The organism is Streptomyces sp. NBC_01176 (assembly GCF_045039825.1).
Lineage (GTDB): Bacteria > Actinomycetota > Actinomycetes > Streptomycetales > Streptomycetaceae > Streptomyces.
This window is the reverse complement of the sequence record NZ_CP108600.1, coordinates 2,390,957-2,413,727: the sequence shown is the minus strand read 5'-3', so window position 1 is coordinate 2,413,727 and position 22,771 is coordinate 2,390,957. Positions and strand designations below refer to the sequence as shown.

Genomic DNA, 22,771 nt, shown 5'->3' with positions numbered 1-22,771 from the left:
CCCAGAAGAACCCGTTCTGGCAAGACTTGACCCGATTGGGTCGCGGGATGCGCTCGGATGACGTCAGGGAGGTTTCGGGCAGCGCGGTCCCGAAAAGCGGGAGTTCGAACACTCGTCAGAGCAGGGTGAGCTGTGTCGGCTCGGGCGGGGCCGGTTCGGCCGCGACGGTCCCGGGGGCGGCGATCCTGCGCGGCGCGCCCCCGCGCGCGGGACCGATGCCGTACTCCTGGGCGAGCTCGTGGACCTGACGGGTGATCCGGCGCTGGTACCACTTGGGGGCGTAGGCCCCCTCCGCGTACAGACGCTCGTAACGGCGGACGAGATAGGGATGGTGGTGTTCCAGCCAGGCCATGAACCACTCGCGGGCGCCGGGCCGCAGATGCAGCACCAGCGGGGTCACGGAGGTGGCCCCCGAGGCCGCGATCGCCCGCACGGTGGCGCGCAGTTGGGCCGGGTGGTCGCCCAGGAAGGGGATCACGGGCGCCATCAGGACCCCGCAGCCGATGCCGTGGTCCGTCAGGGTGCGGACGACGTCCAGGCGGCGCTCGGGCGCCGGGGTGCCCGGTTCCACGGTCCGCCACAGCTCGGTGTCGGTGAAGCCCACGGAGACGGAGATGCCGACGTCGGTGACCTCGGAGGCCTGCTTCAGGAGGTCGAGGTCGCGCAGGATCAGCGTGCCCTTCGTCAGGATCGAGAAGGGGTTCGCGTGGTCGCGCAGGGCGGCGATGATCCCCGGCATCAGCCGGTAGCGGCCCTCGGCCCGCTGGTAGCAGTCGACGTTGGTGCCCATCGCGATGTGCTCGCCGTGCCAGCGGGGGGAGCCGAGGTGGCGGCGGAGCAGGTCCGGCGCGTTGACCTTGACCACGATCTGGGAGTCGAAGTCGAGGCCTGTGTCGAGGTCCAGATAGCTGTGCGTCCTGCGCGCGAAGCAGTACACGCACGCGTGCGTGCAGCCCCGGTAGGGGTTGACCGTCCATTCGAAGGGCATGCGGGACGCGCCCGGCACCCGGTTCACGATCGAGCGGGCCCGGATCTCGTGGAACGTGATGCCGCGGAACTCCGGGGTGTCGAAGGTGCGGGTGGTCACCGCGTCCGCGCCGAACAGCACGGCGTCCCGGGCGCGGTCCCCGGCGGGGTCCGCTGTGAGGTTCTCCCAGCGCATGAGGCCTCCTCGGTAGCACTGACCACAGAATAGAACACATGTTCCCTTGATCGCGCGACCCGGTATCTCGAGCTTCGTGGCGGACCCCCGCCGGCCCCCCGGGGCGGCTCCTTCCTGGCCCTCGCCGCGGGCCCCTCGCGCGCCCCTGCCGCAGGCCCCTCCCGCGCCCCGCGGGGACCCCGATTTGAGGGGGTGGCCCGCGTGGTGGTTGGCTTGCCGCACACCCCGAGTCACCAAGTGCTGGAGGAAGTGCCATGGCGCAGGTCGAGGCCACGACGGAGCGGGTCATCGCGGCGGACGCGGAGGCGGTGTTCGACGCCCTGGCCGACTACACCGGCACCCGCGCGAAGCTGCTGCCCGAGCACTTCAGCGAGTACGAGGTGCGCGAAGGCGGCGACGGCGAGGGCACCCTCGTCCACTGGAAGCTCCAGGCCACCAGCAAGCGCGTCCGCGACTGCCTGCTCGAGGTCACCGAGCCCACCGACGGCGAGCTCGTCGAGAAGGATCGCAACTCCTCCATGGTCACCACCTGGCGGGTCACCCCGGCCGGCGAGGGCAAGTCACGGGTGGTCGTCAGCACCGTCTGGAACGGCGCGGGCGGCATCGGAGGCTTCTTCGAGAAGACCTTCGCGCCCAAGGGTCTCGGCCGGATCTACGACCTGGTGCTCGAGAAGCTCGCCACCGAGACGGAGAAGTAGCCCCGAGGGGGGCCTCCGCCGGTCCGCGGGCCCAAGAGGCGGCCCTCCAGGGTGCGTTGCCGCCCTCACCGGTTCGAGTGCATCTCCTCGCGACGCGACGGTACGCCGTAACTCGTCGCGCTTGCTCGCAGTTGTCGCGATAAGCGGGAATTGTGCAGTGGGTGCGACGAGGGGAACGGGCCGTGGGCGGGATCACTCTGGTACAGGACGAACCGGCTGTCGCACCCCCGCAGCCCGCCGTTCCGGAGGTGATCGGCCCCACCGGCCCCGACCGGCTCGGCCCGCGCCAGGTGCGGCTCGTCTTCCTCGGGCTCATGCTCGCGCTGCTGCTCGCCGCGCTGGACCAGATGATCGTCGCCACCGCCCTCCCGAAGATCGTCGGCGAGCTGCACGGCCTGGACAAGATGTCCTGGGCGATCACCGCCTACCTGCTCACCTCCACCATCGGACTCCCGGTCTACGGCAAGGTCGGCGACCTTTTCGGCCGCAAGGGCGTCTTCCAGTTCGCGATCGCGACCTTCGTGATCGGCTCGGCACTCGCCGGACGCGCGCAGACCATGGACCAGCTGATCGCCTTCCGGGCGGTCCAGGGCGTCGGCGCGGGCGGCCTCATGATCGGCGTGCAGGCGATCATCGCGGACATCGTGCCGCCCCGGGAACGCGGCCGGTTCATGGGTCTGATCGGCGCCGCGTTCGGCCTGGCCTCGGTCGCCGGGCCCCTCTTGGGCGGCTACTTCACCGACCACCTCTCCTGGCGCTGGTGCTTCTACGTCAACGTGCCCTTCGGCGTGCTGACCCTGGCCGTCGTCACCGTCGTCCTGAAACTGCCGAAGCCCGCCCGCCGGGGGCGCGTCGACGTGCTCGGGGTGCTGCTGCTCGCCGCCGCCTCGACCTGCCTCGTCCTGCTGACCAGTTGGGGCGGTACGGAGTACGCCTGGGGGTCCCGCGTGATCCTCGGGCTCGGCGCGGGCGCCCTCGCCACGACCGTCCTCTTCTTCGTCGTCGAGCGCTTCGCCGCCGAACCCCTCATCCCGCCACGGCTGTTCAGGGACGGTGTCTTCAACATCACCGCGCTGGTCGGCCTGGTGATCGGCGTCGCCCTCTTCGGAGCCGCCAGCTACCTGCCGACGTTCCTGCAGATGGTCGACGGGGCCAGCGCCACCGAGTCGGGGCTGCTCATGCTCCCGATGATGGGCGGCATCGTCGGCGCCTCGGTCGTCTCCGGCCAGCTCATCAGCCGCACCGGCCGCTACAAGGTCTATCCGTTGCTCGGCGGCGCCCTGTCGGCGCTCGGCATGTGGCTGCTCTCCCGGCTGGAGGTCGACACACCCCGGCTGACCTACAGCGTCTGGATGGCCGTCCTCGGCGCCGGTATCGGCATGGTGATGCCCGTGCTGGTCCTCGCCGTCCAGAACTCCGTGCGCCCCGCCGACCTCGGCACCGCGACCAGCGCCAACAACTACTTCCGGCAGATCGGCGGCAGCGTCGGCGCCGCGATCTTCGGCACGCTGTTCGCCAGCCGGCTCGCGGACGCGCTCGCCGAACGCGTCCCGGCGCGGGCCGGCACCGCCCTCCCGGACCCCGAGTCCCTGACCCCGCAACTCGTCCACGCGATGCCCGCACCCCTGCGCGACGCCTACATCGCGGCCTACGCGGACGCCATGCCGCGGATCTTCCTCTACCTCGTGCCGGTGCTCGTCCTCGGCCTGTTCATCGCCTTCTTCCTCAAGGAGAAACCGCTGGTGTCCCACAACGCCCCCGCAGCCGACACCGATTCCGTGCCCCTCACCCAGGTCCCCCCGGCCCGCACCACGTACGCCGCCGGGATCCCGGTCTGCGGCACCGTGCAGCACCCCGACGGAACCGTCGTGCCCCGCGCCGCGCTCACCCTCATCGACATCGCCGGACAGCAGATCGGGCGAGGCGCCAGCGGCGAGGACGGACGGTACGCGCTGTCCACGCCCGGATCGGGGTCGTACGTCCTGATCGCCGCGGCCGGCGGTCACCAGCCGCAGGCCGTCTCCGTGACGGTCGGGGAGCGCCCCGTGGAACTGGACGTCGTTCTCGGCGGCGCCGGGCGCCTGGCCGGGAGCGTGCTGACCGCGGACGGCACCCCGGTGCGCGACGCCACCGTCACACTGACCAACGTCCACGGCGAGGTCGTGGCCACCACCCGCAGCGGACGCGAAGGAGGCTATGTCATCACGGAGTTGGTGGCGGGCGAGTACACCCTCGCCGGGAGCGCGCCCGCGTTCCGGCCGGCCGCGCTCCCGGTCAGCGTGCAGGCCTCCCGCGAGACCCGCCAGGACGTCGAACTCGCCGGTGGCGCCGTCCTGCGCGGCACCGTACGGGCGGGCGGCGGACGGCCCGTGGAGGACGCGCGCGTGACGCTCCTGGACGCCGCGGGCAACGTCGTGGACACCCTCACCACCGGCGCCGACGGCACGTTCCGCTTCGTCGACCTGTCCTCCGGCGAGTACACCGTCATCGCGGCCGGCTACCCGCCGGTGGCCACCGTGCTCCAAGTGGCCGGTGGGGGACGCACGGAGCGCGATCTGCAGCTCGGCCACGAGGACTGACCGGGGCCACCCGCCGCACCGGGGACGGGTGGTGCGCCGGAGCGCCCCCCGGAAGGTCAATTCCCCTGTTGCCGCACATGGCGGCGGGCCGCAGTCGTACGGTGGTGGGTGCGGCACAGATCTTGCCGAGCCGCGGGGAGAGGGGCCTGGGCCATGGAGAGCGGCACTTCGCGTGGCACCGAAGTGGGCACACGCCTCGGCCGCACAGCTGGGAACGGCGGGGCGGAGTACTCCGACGCCGGGCGTGTCCCGCTGGCCGTGGTCGCGGTGGACCGCGCCGGCCTCGTGTCCCACTGGAGCACCGGCGCCCGACGTCTGTTCGGCGTGTCCAAGGAGGACGCGGTGGGCCACCCCGCCGTCGACCTGCTCCCCGTCTCCGGAGTGCTCCCGGAGGAGGACGAGACAGCGCCGTACGGGGCGTACGCGGCGTACGACGGGCTCGGCCCCGACCTGGAGTCCTCGCTCGACGGGCGGCTCTCCTACCCGGCCGCCGGGCGCGCCCGGCTCACGGTGCCCGGCCGGGAGCACGAAGCGGACGACGACGGCGGCGGCCGTGCCCGCGTCGACGTGTTGTGGTGGGCGTATCCGCTGGTGGGCCCGGGGCGGGAGCGGCTGCTGGTCCTGGCCGCCGACGCGGGCGCGATGCGCCACGCCGACGACCGGGTGGCCGTCGAGCGCATAGCGCCCGCCTTCGCGCTGCACACCGACTTCCCCGGCGCCGAGGAACTGGCCCGCAGACTGCCCGAGATCCTGCCCAGCATGAGTGTGGACGAAGGCGCCCGCGTCGTCGCGCAGATCCTCGAACTCGGCTACCCGGTCATGGAGTTCAGCCAGAACGACCGGGTGCCCGTCACCCCCGACTGGGGGGTGCCCCGGCGGATCGGGCGCAAGGCCCGCCGCGAGCGGGCCGCCGGGGCCGCGGCGGCCGGCCATCCGCTCCCGCGGGACGCGCGGGACGCACCGGACACCGACGACACCGACGACGCCGAGGACGAGCGCGAGGACCTCGAGTACGTCGCCGTGCGCGAGCGCCTGGAGTTCCTCAACGAGGTCAGCGGACGCATCGGCACCTCCCTCGACCTGGCGCGGACCGTCCTGGAGGTGAGCCGGGCCGTCGTGCCCCGCTTCACGGACGTGGCGGGCACCTATCTGCGCGAACAGGTCGTCGCCGGTGAGGGGTTCCCCGACGGGGTGCCCGACACCACCACCCTGTGGCACCGCGTCGCCCTCGAGCACACGGACGAGCCGGGCCGCTGGGACGACGTCGTGCCCGTCGGCGAGGCCATGCCGTTCCCCGCGCACACCCCGTTCTTCCAGTGCATGACCACCGGCGAGCCCGTCCTCGTGCCGCGCATCAGCGAGCGGATGGGCCACATGATCGCCGCGCAGTTCGAGAAGCGCGACATCCGGCCGCTCATCACCAACCGCTCCATGCTGGTCGTGCCCCTGAAGGCCCGCAACGTGGTGCTCGGCTTCATGGTCCTGCTGCGTCACCCGGAGCGCGTCGAGTTCAACGACATGGACCGGGCCACCGGCGCCGAACTCGCCGCCAGGGCCGGGCTCGTACTCGACAACGCCCGTATGTACACGTACCAGGAGAGCGTCGCCGAGACCCTCCAGGACAGCATGCTGCCGCAGATAGCGCCCCGCATGGCCGGCTGTGACATCGCCACCCGCTATCTGCCCGGCACGCTCCTCGGCCGCGTCGGCGGTGACTGGTTCGACTCGGTGAAGCTGCCCGGCTCCCGCACCGCCCTCGTCGTTGGCGACGTGATGGGCCACGGCCTCAACTCGGCCGCGATGATGGGCCAGTTGCGCACCGCCGTGCAGACCATGGCGGCGCTCGACCTGCCGCCCGCCCAACTCCTGCGCAACCTCGACGACCTGGCCCAGCGGCTCGGCGAGCACTATCTCGCGACGTGCCTGTACGCGATCTACGACCCCATCGCCGGCGAGCTGCACATCGCCAACGCGGGCCACATCCCGCCCGTCCTGGTCCGCGCCGCGAACGGCCACAGCGACCTGCTCGACCTGCCGACCGGCGCGCCCATCGGGGTCGGCGGTGTCCCCTTCGAGACGGTGCGCGTACCGGTGGCGCCCGGCGACCGGCTCGTGATGTGCACCGACGGCCTGGTCGAGGTGCGAGGCGAGGACATCGGCGTCGGCCTCGCCACGCTCTGCGAGTCCGCCGCCCACCCGGCCGCGTCCATGGACGACGCCTGCGACACGATCATCCGGGCCCTCAACACCCGCGGCGGACGCAAGGACGACGTGGCCCTGCTGATGGCCCGGCTCAACGGCATCGAACCCGAGGACATCGCCGAATGGCGGCTCGCGTCCGATCCGGCCGAGGCGGGCCGGGCCCGCGCCGCCGTCCGCGAGCAGCTGCACGCCTGGGGACTGTCCCGGCTGGCCGACCCCGCCGAGCTGATGGCCGGCGAGCTGGTGGCGAACGCCGTACGGCACGCGCACGGCCGCCGGGTCGGACTGCGCCTCGTGCGCGGCGACACCCTGCTGTGCGAGGTGGCCGACGACGACCACACCCTGCCGACGCTGCTCAGCGCGGGCCCCGGTGACGAGTCCGGACGGGGTCTGCACGTCGTCAGCACGCTGGCGCGGGAGTGGGGCACGAGCCGCACCGGCGGCGGGAAGACCGTGTGGTTCGAACTGACGCTGCCGCGGCGCTGACACACTCTCGTGGCTCTCGTGGCTCCCGTGCACACTCCCGGGGGCTTTTGGGGCGCGCGGGGGCGCAGGGGGGCGCGCGACGGCGTGGACGGACCGAAATGACCGGTGAAGGAATGCGCCGCACGCTTGTCGCCGCACTCCAGGCGCGATAGACCGATCTCGCCCGTCATGCTCGGCGGGCGGCGGTGCTACCTGGGGAGCGGGCATGAGCGTGACAGGTCGGTACAGGGGAGCCTGGGAGGGCTTCTGGCGCGAGGCCCCCGACGAACAGGGAGGCGTCTTCTGGGATGCGGAGCCCGCCCTGACCGCGGGCGTCCATCTCGCTCTCTTCGAACCGTACGTGACGTTCCACGGGCTGCCTCTCGTCGACCTGGGCTGCGGCAACGGCACCCAGACCCGGTTCCTCGCCGACCGCTTCCCGCACGTCGTCGGCGCCGACCTCTCGGCCGCGGCGCTCGACCACGCCCGCCATGCCGACGCGGCCGGGGAGGCGACGTACCGGCTGCTCGACGCGTCGGAGAAGAGCGAGGTGCAGCACCTGCACGCGGAACTCGGCGATGCCAACGTCTATGTCCGGGGCGTGCTCCACCAGTGCGAACCGGACGACCGTCAGCCGCTGGTGGACGGCATCGCCACTCTGGTGGGGGAGCGGGGCCGGGTGTTCCTCGTCGAACTCTCCGAGGCCGCCCGGCCCGTCCTGAGGGGACTGGCACAGGGCTCCGACGGCCCTCCCGCCAAGCTGGCTCCCGTCTTCCGGCACGGCATCGCCCCCGGCGAGATCTCCGACGAATCCGTCCCCGACCACCTCGTCGCGGCCGGCCTCACCGTCCTCGCGAGCGGTGAACTCCCGCTCGTCACGGCGGAGTACACCGCGCTCGGCACCCGGATCGAACTGCCCTCGAAGTGGCTGGTGGCGGGCCGCACCGCAGGCTGAGCCGCGGCACGGGTACGGCGTCACCGGCCGGTCGGTGACGCCGTACCCCTCTCAGTGGCCCTGGTCGATGGCGCGGTGGCCTCGGCCGGCGGCCTCGCTCAACGGCCTTGCGCAACGGCCGCCGTCAACGGCGTCCGCTGACGTCGTTCGCCGGGATCGCCGCCAACGACCTTGCCCGGTGGCCTTGTTCAGTGGCCGGGCCAGCCGTCCATGTGGCGGTGCACCGCCACGGCCGGCTGGTCCGCCGCCTTGGGCGCGTTGGCCACCGCGTCGTGCAGGACTCCCGTGACCTCGGCGGCCAGCGCGTCGACCTTCGTCTTGAGATCGACGGCCGGGATACCGGAGCGGCTCAGGGCGTCGAGCCTGCGGTGGATGTCGTCGAGCCGGCTCCTCGTCGCCCGGTCCAGAGTGATCGGACGGGCGGTGGAGACCACGAACTGGTAGGCACCGGCCAGGGTCTGGCATCCGTCACAGTGCTGGTTCGCCGCGTCGCTGAGGTTCACCGCGTTCAGGTGCGTGTGCTGGCCGGCCAGGGTGACGATCTGGAAGGACAGGGCCACCGACCGGCAGTGCGCGTCGACCGAGCAGCCGACGGAGACCGCGTTGGCCTGGTTGCGGATGCCCGCGGACTTCACCGTGCCGAACTGCCGCACGGTGAAGGAGTCCTTGACCTGGGTCGGATGGGCCCGGTCGGCGTGGCTGAAGGTGTGGTCCTCGGCGACGGCGGCGTTGCGGCCCATGGAGCCCGCCGCGGCCGTGGCCGCCTGGGCCGGTACGGCGGTGGCGATACCGGCCGCGCCGGCCGCGAACAGGCCTATGCGCATGGCCTTCCGGCCGAGGGACTTGCCGACGGGACTCGGCTTTCGATGGGCGTTGACGTGTGTGCTCACATGGTTCTCCTGTGGTGTCGGTGCGGGGTGCGGCCGGTCACGGTGTGGCCGGGGGCGGTTCGCCGGTCGCGCTCGGGCTGTCCGTCGGGGTGGGCGGATCGGTGGTCGGCGCCGGTGACGACGGAGCCTCGGACGTCGACGGCTCGGAGGGTCCCCCCTCGGAAGGACCGGACGGCGAGCCCGCCGGGGCCGTACCCGTCGTGTTCTGGCCGCCGGTGGGCTCGGTCGGCTTCTTGGACGGGCCCGCGCTGGGCGACGCGGAGGCTCCGGCGTCCGCGCTGGGCGAGGCCGAGGCACTCGCCGAGGCGGCGCCCGAGGCGCCGGGGGACGCGGCGCCGGACGGCGGGACGGCGGAGGAGCCGGACGGGGACGCCTGCGGTCCGGGCGCGGTCGCGGGCCGGGCGGGCGGCTCCGCCGTGGAGACGCCGGGCTGGAGGATCGGGGCGATCGGCGGCCGCTTGGGCAGCGGCTCGGGCGTCACGCCGGAGACCCACGCGTAGCTCAGCGTGCCCAGGCCGACCAGGGCCAGCGCGCACAGCGCCACTCTCAGCCGCGGCTTGCCGTCGGTCGAGCGCTTGGCCGCGCGGAAGACCCGGCCGCCCATCTTGACCGACAGGTAGACCACACCGGCCATCGGGCACAGCAGCATGAAACAGCCGACCACACCGATCAGCCCCGCGGCGATCTCGCCGTTGACGAAGGCGTCGCCCGTGCCCACGACCTGCGCGGTGAGCGAGCGGACCATCGTGGCGACGATCCGCGGCAGGTTCCACAGCGCGTACCCGAGTTCACCGATCAGCAGCGGCACCATCGTGAGCACCCACGTGGTGATGATGGTGCGGGAGGACTTCTTCAGCCCGACGACCTCGGCGCGTGCGGCCTTGCCGCGCCGTCCGGGCACCGTGCTGAGCAGGATCGGTTTGATCTTGCCGTAGAGATCCGGGACGCCGGCCAGGTCGCCGAGGATGTAGTAGCCGTCCAGTCGGACGGCCGGCATCAGCTGCTCCAGGATCTCGAAGTGTCCGAGATACACCGTGGCCAGGAAGAACTGCTGACCGGTGGCGAAGTACGCGCCCGTCATGGCGAGCATGAAGACGAGGTTGAAGTACACCCCGCCCAGGTCGGTGCGGAGCCGTCCGGCGCGTCCGATCCGGTAGATGTCCGTGACGTCCGTGTACATGGACGGCCAGATCAGGAAGAGTCCGCAGCCGATGCACCCCGGCCGCGCGCCGCCGTATCTGCAGGCCGAGGCGTGACCGAACTCGTGGAAGACGAGTGAGGCCACGGTGAGGCCGAACACGACGAGCATCAGCACCGGCTGGTCGAGGACCTGCAGCACGGGTTCGACCGCGCCGAAGAAGCCGAACAGCCAGACGTCCATGGCCACGGCCGCCGCCAGCATCAGCACGACCACCGTGGGGCGGTGCAGCCAGGACAGCGAACGGGCGATCCGACCCGCCCGGCGCTCGTTGAAGATGATCCGGTGCCCCTTCAGGGCGAGCAGCAGATCGGACCGCGGCGCGGTGATCTCCTCCTCGTCCTGCCCCTCCGGCACCGTGACGCCCAGCGGGTCGAGCTTCTCCTCGACCAGGTAGCGCACGTTCTCCGCGCTGAGTTCGCGCCCGTAACGGGCGCTCACCCGGTGCGAGATGGTCTCGATGTCGTGCACGCCGTCGATCGCGGAGGCGACCAGGTACAGCAGCCGGGACAGCTGCACGACCTGGCCGTCTCCGCGGCGCGCGATGTACTTCGGGTCGGTGAAGCCCGACCCCTGGTACTCCCCGTGCAGTTTGAGCCCGGAGCTGAGTCGGGGTACCGGCAGTACCTCGACTCCGGCGCCGACGACCGGCAGCGTTCCCGTGGCGAACTGCTCGTAGGTGACCGGGATTCCTCCCGGCCCCGGCACCGGCGACCCGGTGTCGTACAGCAACGCGGGCCCGTCCCCCAGTGCCGTCATGTGTGGTCCTTCCCCCCCAAGGGCGGACCGCGCCCGCCCCGGGCGCGGTCCGCCGAACAGCCGTTGCGCGGCGGGTGTTACTGCGAGACGTTGATCGCCTGGCTGGCGCTGGACTCGGCCACCGACCAGCTGGAGTGGTCGTTGAGCGCGGCCGACTCGTTGTGGGCGCTGATGTTGGCGACGTGCTTGGTCACGTTGGTGGTGCGGCCGAAGCTGAACTTCAGGCGTCCGAGGGCCTCACGGCCGGGGAGCAGCTCGGCGGACTCGGACTGCAGCTCGTTCATGTCCATGCTCATGGGATGTCCTTTCGGGACGTGGTTCGTTGATGTGGTCGTGGTGGTGACGCGAGGACGGACGCGGGCGTGGCGTCCGGTACCGCGGAGGTGGACAGGGGCGCGGGCGGGCGTCCCGTGCCGGACTACTGCGAGACGTTGATGGCCTGGGCGGCGCTGGACGACGCGTCCGACCAGCTGGAGTGGTCGTTGAGCGCGGCCGACTCGTTGTGGGCGCTGATGTTGGCGACGTGCTTGGTCACGTTGGTGGTGCGGCCGAAGCTGAACTTCAGGCGTCCGAGGGCCTCGCGACCGGGCAGCAGCTCGGCGGACTCGGTGTCGAGTTCACGGTTGTCCATCATGATCAATTCCCCCTCAGGGATAGACATTTCCGATCGAACGAAGGCAGGTTCCCCCCAAACTTCGTCCAATCTTGTCGGACGTGCTGTCCAACGAGATTGGACAGTAGTGGCCCCGGAGCTCACCGCGCAAGCGGTTCGGGGAAAGACTTCTGGGGCCTGAGCGAAGCCCCACGTAGAATCGATCCCGCTTGGAAGAGTTCCGCCCGGCGGCGAGCAGGAAGTGACCATCGGTGGCCAACGCACTGCAGCAGATCATCAGAGATCGCCTCGACCGTGAGGGCTGGTCCTACGGAGAGGTGGCACGTCGGGGCGGTATTCCGCGCTCCACGGTCCATCACCTGGCGACGGCCGAGCGCGTGGTGCGCATGCCGCAGCCCAGCACACTGGAAGGGTTGTCCAAGGGGCTTGGACTGTCGTTGGACACGGTGCGCCGTGCCGCGGCGGAGGCCTGCGGCATTCACGTGTACGCCGCCGACCCGGCGTCCGCGGTGGCGGACGCGGGTGCCTCGGCCGACCCCGAGGTGGACCTGCTCATCGCGAGCGTCCAGCAGCTGTCCGTCGACGACCGGCGTCACGTCGCCGCGCTCGTGGAATCCCTCCTGGGGCGCGACGCCCCTCGGGGCTGACCGTCGGTGTGACGCGTTACGTCCGGCTGGGGCGCCGGCGCCGCGTCGCGTGGGCCGGGGGTGGTCGGGGTGCCGGACCCGGTGCGGTCCGGACGTGAGTCCGGCCGCGGTGCGCGTCGGGCTTCGGGGCGGTCGAGGGCGTACGGCGTAGACGTACGGACACCCGCTCCGGTTCCCCTTCCAGGGGATCCCGGTAAAAGAATCCAGAACCGCCGAAACCGGCAAGATCCACAGCTAGTCTCTCATTCTGCTCGGGGCACGTGAGCCGCACGACCCCTGTGTCACCCAGGGGGACATGTGCTGTTCGTGCACGGAGGACCCACCACCGCCGTGGTCCGGGGCAGTACCGGCGAGTCCGTCGTCCTGCTCTCCGGCGAACTGCCCGACATACTGACCGAGACCGCGCTCGCCGAACTCCTCGACCTCGCCGCCGCCGTCCTCAGCGAGCAGGAGCTGAAGCTCTTCCGGCGCTGCCTGGACGCCCTGGTGCGAGGGGAGGGCGGGACGCCGCGCCGCATCGAGCTGGACGGCGTCGTCCTGACCGTCTACGAGGACTGATCCCGGCCGCGTCGCGCGTCGGGCCGAACCCCGGACGCGACCCCGGACCGCCCCGACTCGGGGCCGCCCCGACTCCGGACGCCCCGACATCGGACGCCCCGACATCGGCGTCCGCACCGAGGTCCGCCGAAGTGGCCCCCTCCCCGCAGTTCCTCGCGGTCGTCGTGAAACCCTGACCGCCGGACGGTCGCGAAGCGCGCGACGGGACCGGTTCGGGCCGCTTTGTCCATGCATGGCGTCCTGGCCCGGCGCCGCGTCGCCGCGTAGCGTGACCCGACATGAAGAATGCCGCTGACCTGTGCGAAGAGGGTGTGTCGTGAAGATCCTCATCAGCGCCGACATGGAGGGCGCCACCGGGGTGACCTGGCCTGCCGACGTGCTGCCGGGGACGCCGCAGTGGGAGCGCTGCCGCTCGATGTTCACCTCGGACGTGAACGCCGCCGTGCTCGGCTTCCTCGACGGTGGCGCGGACGAGGTGCTGATCAACGAGGCGCACTGGTCCATGCGGAATCTGCTGCTCGAACGACTGGACGAGAGAGCCGAGATGCTCACCGGCCGGCACAAGTCGCTGTCCATGGTGGAGGGCGTGCAGCACGGCGACGTGGACGGGATCGCGTTCGTCGGCTACCACACGGGCGCCGGCATGGAGGGTGTCCTCGCGCACACCTACCTCGCGAACTCGATCACCGGGGTGTGGGTGAACGGCGTACGGGCCAGCGAGGGTCTGCTCAACTCGCATGTCGTCGCCGAGTACGGCGTACCGGTCGTCCTCGTCACGGGCGACGACCTGGCCTGCGAGGACGCGCTCGGATACGCGCCGGAGGCGCTCAAGGTCGCCGTCAAGGACCATGTGTCGCGGTACGCGGCGGTGTGCCGTACGCCGTCCCGGACCGCCGCCGACATCCGGGCCGCCGCCAAGGAGGCGGCGGCGCTGGCCGTACGGCACGAACCTGTGGTGGGCGGCCCGTTCACGGTGGCCTTGGAGTTCGACGCGGAGCATCTGTCGATGGCGGCCACCGTCGTGCCGGGTGTGGAACGCACAGGAGAGCGCAGAGTGGCCTATACCAGCGACACCATGTACGAGGGAATCCGCACCTTCAAGGCGGTCACCACGATCGTCTCGGCCGCGGTGGAGGAGCAGTATGGCTGACGAACAGGCACTGGACGAGGTCGTACGGTTCACCTCCGACCTCATCCGCATCGACACCACGAACCGGGGCGGCGGGGACTGCCAGGAACGGCCGGCCGCCGAGTACGCGGCCGCGCTGCTGGCGGAAACGGGCCTGGAACCCGTCCTGCTGGAACGCACGAAGGGCCGTACGAACGTCGTCGCGCGGCTGGAGGGCACCGATCCCTCCGCCGACGCGCTGCTCGTCCACGGTCACCTCGACGTGGTGCCCGCGCAGGCCGAGGACTGGAGCGTGCACCCGTTCTCCGGGGAGATCCGCGACGGTGTCGTGTGGGGGCGCGGCGCGGTCGACATGAAGAACATGGACGCGATGATCCTCGCGGTCGTACGCGGCTGGGCGCGCCTCGGTGTGCGGCCCCGGCGCGACCTCGTGATCGCGTTCACCGCCGACGAGGAGGCGAGCGCGGAGGACGGGTCCGGGTTCCTCGCCGACCGGCATCCGGAGCTGTTCGAGGGCTGTACCGAGGGCATCAGTGAGTCCGGGGCGTTCACCTTCCACGACGGCAGCGGCCGGGAGCTCTACCCGATCGCGGCGGGGGAGCGCGGCACCGGGTGGCTCAAGCTCACGGCGCGCGGGCGGGCGGGCCACGGTTCCAAGGTGAACCGGAACAACGCCGTGACCCACCTGGCGGCCGCGATCGCCCGGATCGGTGCGCACGAGTGGCCCATCCGGCTCACGCCGACCGTCCGCGCGGCCCTCACCGAACTCGCCGCGCTGTACGGGATCGACGCGGACCTCGACGACCTCGGCGACGTGGACGAACTCCTGCGCAAGCTCGGCCCCGCCGCCGCGCTCGTCGAGGCCACCGTGCGCAACAGCGCCAACCCGACCATGCTCAGCGCCGGTTACAAGGTCAACGTGATCCCCGGGGAAGCGGTCGCGTACGTGGACGGCCGTCATCTCGCGGGCACCGAGGACGAGTTCCGCGCCACCCTCGACCAGCTGACGGGACCGGACGTGGAGTGGGATTTCCACCACCGCGAGGTCGCCCTCCAGGCGCCGCTGGACTCGGTGACCTACCGCCGGATGCGGGCGGCGGTCGAGGAGTTCGCGCCCGAGGGGCACGTGGTGCCGTACTGCATGTCGGGCGGCACGGACGCCAAGCAGTTCTCGCGCCTCGGCATCACCGGTTACGGATTCGCACCGCTGAAACTGCCCGAGGGTCTCGACTACCAGGCGCTCTTCCATGGTGTCGACGAACGCGTCCCCGTCGAGGCACTGCACTTCGGCGTCCGCGTTCTCGACCGTTTTCTGCGCACGGCCTGAGGGGGACGGAATGCGGACACTGTCATACGGATCATGGCCCTCGCCCATCGACGCGGCGCTCGCCGCGGCACACGACGGGCACCCCGAGTTCGCCGGGTTCGTCGGCGACGAGGCCTGGTGGACCGAACCCCGGCCCACCGAGGGCGGCCGGCGCACCCTCGTCCGCCGTCGCGCCGACGGCACGCAGGAGTCGGTACTGCCCGCCCCGTGGAACGTCCGCAGCCGCGTCATCGAGTACGGCGGACATCCCTGGGCGGGGGAGATGCGCCCCGAGGGGCCGTTCGTGGTGTTCGTGAACTTCGCCGACCAACGGCTGTACGCGTACGAGCCGGGCGCCGAGCCCCGTCCCCTCACGCCCGTGTCCCGTGTCGGCGGCGGACTGCGCTGGGTGGACCCGCAGTTGCACCCCGAACGCGGCGAGGTCTGGTGCGTGATGGAGGAGTTCACCGGCGACGGACCGACCGACGTACGACGGGTCGCCGCCGCGGTGCCGCTCGACGGGTCGGCCGCACAGGACCGGGGCGCCGTGCGCGAACTCACCGACGCACGCCACCGGTTCGTCACCGGACCACGGCTGTCTCCCGACGGCGGCCAGGCGGCCTGGCTCGCCTGGGACCACCCGCGGATGCCCTGGGACGGCACGGAACTCATCCTCGCGGACGTCACCGAGGACGGCACCCTGCGTGCCCCGCGGGTGGTCGCGGGCGGCCCCGAGGAGTCGATCGCCCAGGCGGACTGGGCCGCCGACGGCACTCTGCTGTACGCGGGGGACCGCACGGGCTGGTGGAACCTGTACCGGCTCGGACGGGAGACGCCCGTCTGCACCCGGGAGGAGGAGTTCGGCGGCCCGCTGTGGAAGATCGGATACCGCTGGTTCGCGCCGCTGCCGAGCGGGCTCGTGGCCGTCGTGCACGGACGGGGCGCCACCGCGCTCGGGATACTGGACCCGGAGACCGGCGAGGTGGTGGACGCGGCCGGCCCCTGGACCGAGTTCACACCGACACTCGCCGTGCACGGCAGCCGCGTCCTGGGCGTCGGGGCCAGCCCGCGCAGCGCCTACGAGGTCGTCGAGCTGGACTTCCGTACCGGACGCGCCCGGGTGGTCGGCGCCACCCACGACGACCCGGTGGACCCCACGTACTACCCGGAGCCGCAGATCCGCACCTTCACCGGCCCGGCCGGACGGGAGATCCACGCCCACGTCTATCCACCGCACCATCCCGATCACGTGGCCCCCGGCGACGAGCTGCCGCCCTACGTCGTGTGGGCGCACGGCGGTCCCACCGGCCGGGCCCCCCTCGTCCTCGACCTGGAGATCGCCTACTTCACCTCGCGCGGCATCGGTGTCGCCGAGGTCAACTACGGCGGGTCGGCGGGACACGGCAGGGAGTACCGCAACCGGCTGCGCGAGCAGTGGGGCGTCGTCGACGTCGAGGACTGCGCGGCCGTCGCCCTCGCCCTCGCGGAGGAGGGCACCGCCGACCGGCGACGGCTCGCCATCCGCGGCGGCAGTGCGGGCGGCTGGACCACCGCCGCGTCCCTCACGGCCACCGACGTCTACGCCTGCGGCACGATCCTGTACCCGATCCTCGACCTCACCAGCTGGGGTTCCGGGGAGACCCACGACTTCGAGTCCCAGTACCTGGAGTCGCTGATCGGTCCGCTCGCCGAGGTGCCGGGCCGCTACGTGGAGCGTTCACCCGCCGAGCACGCCGACCGGATCACCGCGCCCTTCCTGCTCCTCCAGGGACTCGACGACGTCATCTGTCCGCCCGCGCAGTGCGAGCGGTTCCTGTCCAGGCTCGAGGGGCGCCGCGTCCCGCACGCCTACATCGCCTTCGAGGGCGAGGGGCACGGATTCCGCCGGGCCGACACCATGGTGCGCGCGCTGGAGTCCGAACTCTCCCTGTACGCGCAGGTATTCGGCCTGAATCCGCCCGGCATTCCCACCCTGGAGCTCCTGAAGTGAAGTCCCTGACCCGTCCCGCCCGGCTCGCACCCGGGGCTCGCGTCGCCGTCGTCTCGCCGAGCGGTCCCGTGCCCGAGGAGCGGCTGGAGGCGGGCCTCGACCTGCTGCGCGGCTGGGACCTCGATCCCGTGGTGGCCCCTCATGTCCTGGATCGCCACGCCGAGTTCAACTATCTCGCGGGCGCCGACGCCGACCGCGCCGCCGACTTCCAGACCGCCTGGTGCGACCCGGAGGTGTCCGCGGTGTTCTGCGCCCGCGGTGGCTACGGCGCGCAGCGCATGGTCGACCTCCTCGACTGGGACGCGATCCGCTCCGCGGGCCCCAAGGTGTTCCTCGGCTTCAGCGACATCACCGCACTGCACGAGGCGTTCGCGACCCGCGCCGGGCTGGTGACCCTGCACGGACCGATGGTCGCGGCCCTCGACTTCCTGAAGAACGCGCGGACGCAGGAGCACCTGCGGGCGACGCTCTTCGAACCGGAGACCGTGCGAACCCTCACCTCCGGGACGGGGGGCGCGCTGGTGCCGGGGCGGGCCCGCGGTGTCACCCTCGGCGGCTGCGTCAGCCTGCTCGCCGCCGAGCTCGGCACACCGCACGCCCGGGCCTCCGCCGAGGGCGGGCTGCTGCTGATCGAGGACATCGGCGAGGAGGCCTACCGGCTGGACCGGATCCTCACCCAGCTCCTGCGGGCCGGATGGCTCGACCGGGTCGCCGGGATCGCGCTCGGTTCCTGGGTGGACTGCGGCCCCTACGAGAGCCTGCGGGCCGTCTTCGCCGACCGGCTGGGCGGCCTCGGGGTGCCGGTCGTCGAGCACTTCGGATTCGGTCACTGCGAGGGGGCCCTCACGATTCCGTTCGGCGTCGCGGCGGAACTGGACGCGGACGCGGGGACGCTGACGCTGGACGAGCCCGCACTCGCGTAGATCCTGTCGTCGCCCGTCGCCCGTCGCCCGTCGCCCGTCGCCCGTCGCCCGTCGCCCGTCGCCCGTCGCCCGTCGCCTGCCGCCTGCCGCCTGCCGCCTGCCGCCTGCCGCCTGCCGCCTGTCGCCCGTCGCCGGCGGGTGGCGCGGCGGTGTGACGGGCGGGGTTGGTCCCCTTCAGGCGGAGCCGCAGCCAGGGCGTGCGGCTGACCGGGGAGGTCGGGAAGGTGGGGGCGGGGCACCGCCGCCGGTCACCCGGAGGAACCTCCCACCGAGCGGGCCGCCGTCCCGCGGCCCATGCTGGGCGCATGAGTCCGAAGACCCCCGACGCCTCCGGCACGAGCGGTGCGAAGAGCCGCGCCGGGCTGATGACACCGGGCAGGACCACCGTCATGGCGACGGTCCTCCTCGCCCTGGTCTTCGTCTTCGAGAACACCCGGAGCACGAAGATCCGGCTGCTGATCCCGGAAGTGACCACGCCCCTGTGGATGGCGCTGCTGGGCACCGGGGCGATCGGCGCGCTGTGCGGGGCGTACTCCACGAGGCGACGGCCGTGAGAGTGTGGAGACCAAGGGGCCGCGGAGCCGCGGCGGCGTACTGTGGCCGGATGCCTGAGAACGACTCCCCCTATCTCGCCCAGGGCCCCCGCGCGGGCATACGTCACTTCACGTACGAGGACGCGGCCGAGTTCACCGCGCGGGCCCGCGAGAGCAAGGCCCTGCACCAGCCCTGGCTCTTCCCGCCGGGAAGCCCCGACGCCTACGCGGCGTACGCGGGACGGCTCATCAAGGACCCCACGAAGGCCGGATTCCTCGTCTGCGAACGGGACGGCGGGGCCATCGCCGGCTTCATCAACATCAACAACATCGTCGAGGGCGGCTTTCTGAGCGGGGCGCTCGGATACGGCGCCTTCGCGCACGCCGCGGGGCGGGGGCTCATGTCCGAGGGACTCGGGCTCGTGGTCCGGTACGCCTTCAAGACGATGGGGCTGCACCGGCTGGAGATCAACGTTCAGCCCGGGAACGCCGCCTCCATCGCGCTCGCGCGGCGCTGCGGATTCCGGCTGGAGGGCTTCTCGCCGGACTTCATCCACATCGACGGGGCCTGGCGCGACCACGAACGCTGGGCGATCACCGCGGAGATGACCACTTCCCCGTGACCCGCTCGCGCCCGCACGGTCCCCGGCCGCCGGGGACCCGGCGGCGCCCCGGGCCGGGCGTCATGCCCGCCTTTGCGCAATCCTGACCGTATCCTGACGAGCGGAACCCCTGGTCAGGTGGGCGATGTCGCTGTTCCATGGTCGTCGTGACGACGATCCGACGTGACGTACTGACGCTGCCGTCAGCGGAGTTGGGCCCCAGCAACCCCCTGCCGCCCCTGCGGCCGCTCGACGACGCGCACCGCATCGACGACCGGGACCGCGAGGGACTCCCTCGTGACATGGCCCGGCAGATCGGCTACGAACCCCTGCGCGACGTCCTGCCGGAGCGGGTCCGCGACGGCTACGACAGACACCGCACGCCCCGCGCGACCGACACGATCGTGATCGAGAACGACCGGCTGCGGGTCACCGTACTGCCGTCCCGCGGGGGCCGTGTCGCCTCCCTCTTCCACAAGCCCACGCAGCGCGAACTCCTGTACCGCAACCCGGTGTTCCAGCCCGCCTGCTTCGCCCTCAACGGCGCCTGGTTCTCCGGCGGCATCGAGTGGAACATCGGCGCGACCGGTCACACCACCCTGTCCTGCGCGCCCGTCCACGCGGCCCGGGTCACCGCCCCCGACGGCGGTGAGATGCTCCGCCTGTGGGAGTGGGAACGGCTGCGCGACCTGCCCTTCCAGGTCGACCTGTGGCTGCCGGACGGCTCCGACTTCCTCCACGTCGGCGTCCGCGTCCGCAATCCGCACGAGAAACCCGCCCCCCTGTACTGGTGGTCCAACATCGCCGTTCCCGAGCGGCGCAGGGTGCTGGCCCCGGCGGACGAGGCCTGGCACTTCGGCTACGAGCGGCGGCTGCGCCGGGTGCCGGTACCGGAGCACGAGGGCGTCGACCGCACCTACCCGCCGCGCGCCGACTTCCCCGCGGACTACTTCTACGAAGTGCCCGACGGGCAGCGCCGCTGGATCGCCGCGCTCGACGACGCGGGTGAGGGGCTCGTCCAGACGTCCACCGACGTGCTGCGCGGACGCAAGCTGTTCGTCTGGGGTTCCGGCGCGGGCGGCCGGCGCTGGCAGGAATGGCTCACCGAGCCCGGCACCGGCGGCTACTGCGAGATCCAGGCCGGACTCGCCCGCACCCAGCTGGAGCATGTGCGGCTGGACGCGGAGGGCGAGGTGACCTGGCTGGAGTCGTACGGGCCGCTGGCGGCGGACGAAGCGAGCGCGCGCACGGTCCACGGCGCCGACTGGGCCGCGGCGCGGGCGGACGTGGAAGGCCGACTGGAGCGTGCCCTGCCACGGGCCGACGTCGAGGCGGCGTACGCGGCCTGGCTCCCGCACGCCGACACCGAACCCGGCGAGGTGCTCCACGTCGGGTCCGGCTGGGGAGCCCTCGAAGTGCTGCGCGCCACCTACAAGTTGGCGGGGACACCGTTCGAGGAGTCCACGCTCTCAGAGGCGCAGGCGCCGTGGGTGGAGCTGCTCAGGACCGGTGCCTTTCCCGAGCCGCGACGGGTCGGCCCGCCGGGCGAGACGCTGGTCGCCCCGCACTGGCGGGACATGCTGGAGACGGCGCCCGCCAAGCCGCTCGCCGAGTACCACCTCGGTGTCGCCCAGTGGCATGCGGGGGACATGGCGCAGGCGGTGCGCAGTTGGGAGCGGGCACTCGAACTCGCCCCGTCGCTCTGGCCGTTGCTGCGCTGTCTGGCCGTCGCGGACCAACAGGCGGGCAACCGGGAGCGGGCCGCCGACCGGTACGCCGAGGCCTTCGACGACCTGTGCCAGGAGCGCCGTGACGACGGTGCGGCGTGGACCGCGGCCACCGCCGCGCTCGGGCGGGAGGCCCTGGCCGCGCTGCTCGCGGTGCGGCGGACGGCGGAGGCGCGGGCGGTCTGGGAGCGGCTGCGGCCGGCGACCCGTGAACGGGGCGGATTCCGGCTGATCGAGGCCGAGTTGCTGCTCGCGGAGGGAGACCGGGAGGCGGCGCGGGCCGTGTTCGACGCGGGGTTCGAGGTCGCCGATCTGCGGGAGGGGGCCGAGGTGATCAGTGCGCTGTGGGCTCGGCTGACCGACGAGGCGCTGCCCGGACGGTACGACTTCCGGATGCGGCCGCCGGCGACGGAGTGGCGCGTCGATCCGGACTGACCGGGCCCCGCCCGCTTGGTGCCGGGTAGCCGGGCGGACCAACCCCGCCGCCCCGGCATACGCGGGCAGGGACCCCGACCGGTTACCTGGCCGTCCCGCGGTCCACGTACTCGTACACGGCCCCGTCCGGATGCATGGCGATCAGGTTGCGGCCCGCGGGTGTTCCCACGGGCCCCGCCAGGATGTGCGCGCCCAGCTCGCCGAGCACCCGATGGGCCTCCTCGACGTCCTTGACGGCGATGGTCGCCGTGACCTTGCGCAGAACGTCCAGCTCGGCCTCCGGTCCGCTCATCAGCAGGAAGCAGCCCACCGCGGCGACCGACACGCCCCCGCGCTCGAAACGCAGGGCGCGCCCGCCCGCCAGTCTTTCGTAGAAGGGGACCGAAGCCTCCAGGTCGTCGACGCAGATACGCAGCGTGGTTCCCAGGATCTCCATGCGGACGAGCCTAGTTGGGGCGGTCCCCGGAGGAGATCGTTTCGGACGCATCCCCGGGCGGGGCGGTTCACACGTCCTCGGGCGCGCGGGTCACGCGTCCTTCCGGCAGAGGATCTCCCCGTGCAGCACGGAGAACCAGCCGTCCTCCCGCCGCCCCCACTCGCGCCACGCCTCCGACACGGCCCGCAGGTGCCCGGTGGTCGCGTGCCCGCCCTCGGTGGCCCGGTCCGCGTACGCCGAGGCCAGGGTGCGATCGGCCCACAGCCCGCTCCACCACTCCCGCTCGGCGTCGGTGGCGAAGGTCCAGGTGCTCGACGTCGCGGTGATGTCCGTGAGCCCGGCGGCCAGTGCCCACGACCTGAGACGGCGGCCCGCGGCGGGTTCGCCCCCGTTGGCGCGCGCGACGCGCAGATACAGGTCCTGCCAGTCGGTCATCCCCGGTACCTCGGGATACCAGGCCATGGCCGAGTAGTCCGCGTCGCGGACGGCGATGAAGCCACCCGGCCTGGTCACTCGGCGCATCTCGCGCAGCGCCTGCACCGGGTCGCCGACGTGTTGCAGCACCTGGTGGGCGTGGACGACGCAGAAGGTGTCGTCCGGGAAGTCCAGGGCGTGCACGTCCGCGACCCCGAACTCCACGTTGCGCAGACCGCGTTCGGTCGCCGTGGCGCGGGCCCGGTCCAGGATTCCGGGTGCGTGGTCGACGCCGGTGACCTGTCCGTCCGGAACCAGTTCCGCCAGATCGGCGGTGATGGTGCCCGGGCCGCAGCCGATGTCCAGGATCTTCATGTGGGGCTTGAGCGAGCCGAGCAGGTAGGCCGCGGAGTTGGCGGCGGTGCGCCAGGTGTGCGAGCGCAGTACGGACTCGTGGTGGCCGTGGGTGTAGACGGCGGTCTCCTGCGGTTTCGGCATGACCGTTCCCCTTCGTCTCTTCTCGTCGGTCATGGATCACCGTACGCCCGCA

General features: G+C 72.1%; 20 protein-coding genes. 13 read left to right on the top strand and 7 right to left on the bottom strand.

Annotated elements, in window-relative coordinates:
* Window positions 1–115: 115 nt before the first annotated feature.
* Window positions 116–1,162 carry an Rv2578c family radical SAM protein gene (locus tag OG199_RS10180; RefSeq protein ID WP_405829156.1) on the bottom strand — a complete coding sequence of 349 codons (1,047 nt, stop codon included), beginning with the start codon at window positions 1,160–1,162 and terminating at the stop codon, window positions 116–118.
* A gap of 254 nt (window positions 1,163–1,416) precedes the next feature.
* On the opposite strand from OG199_RS10180, the gene OG199_RS10175 reads away from it, so the two are divergent.
* The 4 genes from OG199_RS10175 to OG199_RS10160 all read left to right on the top strand — a co-directional run bounded on the left by OG199_RS10175 (window position 1,417) and on the right by OG199_RS10160 (window position 8,061).
* A complete protein-coding gene (locus tag OG199_RS10175; RefSeq protein ID WP_168530923.1) occupies window positions 1,417–1,860 on the top strand; it encodes an SRPBCC family protein in 444 nt (147 codons plus the stop codon).
* Between the two features lie 182 nt (window positions 1,861–2,042).
* Window positions 2,043–4,439, top strand: a complete 2,397-nt coding sequence (locus OG199_RS10170) for an MFS transporter (RefSeq protein ID WP_405829154.1) — start codon at window positions 2,043–2,045, stop codon at window positions 4,437–4,439.
* 153 nt (window positions 4,440–4,592) lie between these two features.
* Window positions 4,593–7,127: a SpoIIE family protein phosphatase gene (locus OG199_RS10165; protein WP_405829152.1), complete on the top strand. Its 2,535-nt coding sequence runs from the start codon at window positions 4,593–4,595 to the stop codon at window positions 7,125–7,127.
* Between the two features lie 205 nt (window positions 7,128–7,332).
* A complete protein-coding gene (locus OG199_RS10160) occupies window positions 7,333–8,061 on the top strand; it encodes a class I SAM-dependent methyltransferase (protein WP_356798253.1) in 729 nt (242 codons plus the stop codon).
* Window positions 8,062–8,249: 188 nt separating this feature from the next.
* Here OG199_RS10160 and OG199_RS10155 read toward each other — a convergent pair whose 3' ends face one another.
* The 4 genes from OG199_RS10155 to OG199_RS10140 form a co-directional block, all read right to left on the bottom strand.
* Window positions 8,250–8,951, bottom strand: coding sequence for a hypothetical protein (locus OG199_RS10155; protein WP_356798251.1), 702 nt, complete (start codon window positions 8,949–8,951; stop codon window positions 8,250–8,252).
* Window positions 8,952–8,988: 37 nt separating this feature from the next.
* On the bottom strand, window positions 8,989–10,908 hold the full coding sequence (locus OG199_RS10150; RefSeq protein WP_405829150.1) for a hypothetical protein: 1,920 nt from the start codon (window positions 10,906–10,908) through the stop codon (window positions 8,989–8,991).
* Window positions 10,909–10,985: 77 nt separating this feature from the next.
* A complete protein-coding gene (locus OG199_RS10145) occupies window positions 10,986–11,204 on the bottom strand; it encodes a hypothetical protein (protein ID WP_148013015.1) in 219 nt (72 codons plus the stop codon).
* A gap of 122 nt (window positions 11,205–11,326) precedes the next feature.
* A complete protein-coding gene (locus tag OG199_RS10140) occupies window positions 11,327–11,542 on the bottom strand; it encodes a hypothetical protein (protein ID WP_228120476.1) in 216 nt (71 codons plus the stop codon).
* Window positions 11,543–11,772: 230 nt separating this feature from the next.
* Between OG199_RS10140 and OG199_RS10135 the strand changes: the two genes are divergently transcribed.
* The 9 genes from OG199_RS10135 to OG199_RS10095 all read left to right on the top strand — a co-directional run bounded on the left by OG199_RS10135 (window position 11,773) and on the right by OG199_RS10095 (window position 21,371).
* Window positions 11,773–12,168: a helix-turn-helix transcriptional regulator gene (locus OG199_RS10135; RefSeq protein ID WP_356807698.1), complete on the top strand. Its 396-nt coding sequence runs from the start codon at window positions 11,773–11,775 to the stop codon at window positions 12,166–12,168.
* Window positions 12,169–12,465: 297 nt separating this feature from the next.
* The gene (locus OG199_RS10130) at window positions 12,466–12,726 is read left to right on the top strand and encodes a hypothetical protein (RefSeq protein WP_228120474.1); all 261 of its coding nucleotides are present in this window, start codon (window positions 12,466–12,468) and stop codon (window positions 12,724–12,726) included.
* A 316-nt stretch (window positions 12,727–13,042) separates the two neighbouring features.
* Window positions 13,043–13,876 (top strand): M55 family metallopeptidase, encoded by an 834-nt coding sequence (locus OG199_RS10125; protein WP_266703369.1) that lies wholly within the window; start codon window positions 13,043–13,045, stop codon window positions 13,874–13,876.
* Window positions 13,869–15,182, top strand: a complete 1,314-nt coding sequence (locus OG199_RS10120; protein WP_401805869.1) for a M20/M25/M40 family metallo-hydrolase — start codon at window positions 13,869–13,871, stop codon at window positions 15,180–15,182. The genes OG199_RS10125 and OG199_RS10120 overlap by 8 nt, the downstream gene beginning before the upstream one ends.
* Window positions 15,183–15,192: 10 nt before the next feature.
* A complete protein-coding gene (locus tag OG199_RS10115; RefSeq protein ID WP_356807704.1) occupies window positions 15,193–17,151 on the top strand; it encodes a prolyl oligopeptidase family serine peptidase in 1,959 nt (652 codons plus the stop codon).
* Window positions 17,148–18,074, top strand: coding sequence for an LD-carboxypeptidase (locus OG199_RS10110; RefSeq protein ID WP_401805871.1), 927 nt, complete (start codon window positions 17,148–17,150; stop codon window positions 18,072–18,074). Before OG199_RS10115 ends, OG199_RS10110 begins: the two co-directional genes overlap by 4 nt.
* 305 nt (window positions 18,075–18,379) lie before the next feature.
* Window positions 18,380–18,628 carry a DUF1049 domain-containing protein gene (locus OG199_RS10105; protein WP_356807708.1) on the top strand — a complete coding sequence of 83 codons (249 nt, stop codon included), beginning with the start codon at window positions 18,380–18,382 and terminating at the stop codon, window positions 18,626–18,628.
* A gap of 50 nt (window positions 18,629–18,678) precedes the next feature.
* Window positions 18,679–19,230, top strand: a complete 552-nt coding sequence (locus tag OG199_RS10100) for a GNAT family protein (RefSeq protein WP_356807709.1) — start codon at window positions 18,679–18,681, stop codon at window positions 19,228–19,230.
* 137 nt (window positions 19,231–19,367) lie between these two features.
* A complete protein-coding gene (locus OG199_RS10095; RefSeq protein WP_401805873.1) occupies window positions 19,368–21,371 on the top strand; it encodes a DUF5107 domain-containing protein in 2,004 nt (667 codons plus the stop codon).
* Between the two features lie 82 nt (window positions 21,372–21,453).
* On the opposite strand, the gene OG199_RS10090 is transcribed toward OG199_RS10095, so the two are convergent.
* Together OG199_RS10090 and OG199_RS10085 are read right to left on the bottom strand one after the other, a co-directional pair.
* Entirely contained in the window at window positions 21,454–21,807 is a 354-nt protein-coding gene (locus OG199_RS10090) for a VOC family protein (protein WP_266703388.1), read from the bottom strand.
* A gap of 90 nt (window positions 21,808–21,897) precedes the next feature.
* Entirely contained in the window at window positions 21,898–22,719 is an 822-nt protein-coding gene (locus OG199_RS10085; protein WP_401805875.1) for a class I SAM-dependent methyltransferase, read from the bottom strand.
* Window positions 22,720–22,771 lie beyond the last annotated feature (52 nt).